The 2,094-nt window shown below is 52.9% G+C and carries 1 rRNA gene; it reads right to left on the bottom strand.

What is annotated here, in order from left to right:
• Positions 1-2,094, bottom strand: a 23S ribosomal RNA gene (locus ACFVW8_RS39005); the annotation flags it as partial.

The raw sequence follows: 2,094 nt of genomic DNA, 5'->3' as shown, positions 1-2,094 counted from the left end.
CTGACTCCCGGGTGGATAAGACCCGTAGGTTAGAATTTCAATACAGTCAGGGCGGTATCCCACCAGCGCCTCCACCGAAGCTAGCGCTCCGGTTTCAATGGCTCCCGCCTATCCTGTACAAACTGTACCAAAATTCAATATCAGGCTACAGTAAAGCTCCACGGGGTCTTTCCGTCCTGTCGCGGGTAACCTGCATCTTCACAGGTACTATAATTTCACCGAGTCTCTCGTTGAGACAGTGCCCAGATCGTTGCGCCTTTCGTGCGGGTCGGAACTTACCCGACAAGGAATTTCGCTACCTTAGGACCGTTATAGTTACGGCCGCCGTTTACTGGGGCTTCAATTCGCACCTTCGCTTACGCTAAGCGCTCCTCTTAACCTTCCAGCACCGGGCAGGCGTCAGCCCCTATACTTCGCCTTACGGCTTCGCAGAGACCTGTGTTTTTGCTAAACAGTCGCTTGGGCCTATTCACTGCGGCTCTCTCGGGCTTGCACCCTAAGAGAGCACCCCTTCTCCCGAAGTTACGGGGTCATTTTGCCGAGTTCCTTAACGAGAGTTCTCTCGATCACCTTAGGATTCTCTCCTCGCCTACCTGTGTCGGTTTGCGGTACGGGCACCTTTCATCTCGCTAGAGGCTTTTCTTGGCAGCGTGGAATCAGGAACTTCGCTACTATATTTCGCTCGCCATCACAGCTCCGCCTTAATGGAAACGGGATTTGCCTCGTTTCCGGCCTAACTGCTTGGACGCGCATATCCAACAGCGCGCTTACCCTATCCTTCTGCGTCCCCCCATCGTTCAAACGATGTATAGGTGGTACAGGAATATCAACCTGTTGTCCATCGCCTACGCCTTTCGGCCTCGGCTTAGGTCCCGACTAACCCTGAGCGGACGAGCCTTCCTCAGGAAACCTTAGGCATTCGGTGGAGGGGATTCTCACCCCTCTTTCGCTACTCATACCGGCATTCTCACTTCTAAGCGCTCCACCAGTCCTTCCGGTCTGACTTCACTGCCCTTAGAACGCTCCCCTACCACTGATACCATTGGTATCAATTCGCAGCTTCGGTGGTGTATTTAGCCCCGGTACATTTTCGGCGCAGAGTCACTCGACTAGTGAGCTATTACGCACTCTTTAAATGGTGGCTGCTTCTAAGCCAACATCCTGGTTGTCTAAGCAACTCCACATCCTTTTCCACTTAACGTATACTTTGGGACCTTAGCTGGCGGTCTGGGCTGTTTCCCTTTCGACTACGGATCTTATCACTCGCAGTCTGACTCCCAAGGATAAGTCATTGGCATTCGGAGTTTGACTGAATTCGGTAATCCGATGAGGACCCCTAGTTCAATCAGTGCTCTACCTCCGAGACTCTTACCTTGAGGCTAGCCCTAAAGCTATTTCGGAGAGAACCAGCTATCTCCAGGTTCGATTGGCATTTCACCCCTACCCACACCTCATCCCCGCACTTTTCAACGTGCGTGGGTTCGGGCCTCCATTCAGTGTTACCTGAACTTCACCCTGGACATGGGTAGATCACCTGGTTTCGGGTCTACGACCACGTACTCAATTCGCCCTATTCAGACTCGCTTTCGCTGCGGCTCCGCATCTTCTGCTTAACCTTGCACGGGATCGTAACTCGCCGGTTCATTCTACAAAAGGCACGCCATCACCCGTTAACGGGCTCTGACTACTTGTAGGCACACGGTTTCAGGATCTCTTTCACTCCCCTTCCGGGGTGCTTTTCACCTTTCCCTCACGGTACTGGTTCACTATCGGTCACTAGGGAGTATTTAGCCTTGGGAGATGGTCCTCCCGGATTCCGACGGAATTTCACGTGTTCCGCCGTACTCAGGATCCACTCAGGAGAGAACGAAGTTTTGACTACAGGGCTGTTACCTCCTATGGCGGGCCTTTCCAGACCTCTTCATCTACCTCGTTCCTTTGTAACTCCGTACAGAGTGTCCTACAACCCCAAGCGGCAAGCCTCTTGGTTTGGGCTGGTCCCGTTTCGCTCGCCGCTACTCAGGGAATCGCATTTGCTTTCTCTTCCTCCAGGTACTTAGATGTTTCAGTTCCCTGGGTCTGCCTTCTCATATC

Origin of the sequence: Streptomyces sp. NPDC058221 (genome assembly GCF_042882365.1) — a bacterium.
Classification (GTDB): domain Bacteria; phylum Actinomycetota; class Actinomycetes; order Streptomycetales; family Streptomycetaceae; genus Streptomyces.
Note: the sequence above shows the minus strand (reverse complement) of the source record. Positions and strands in the feature narration are given on the sequence as shown.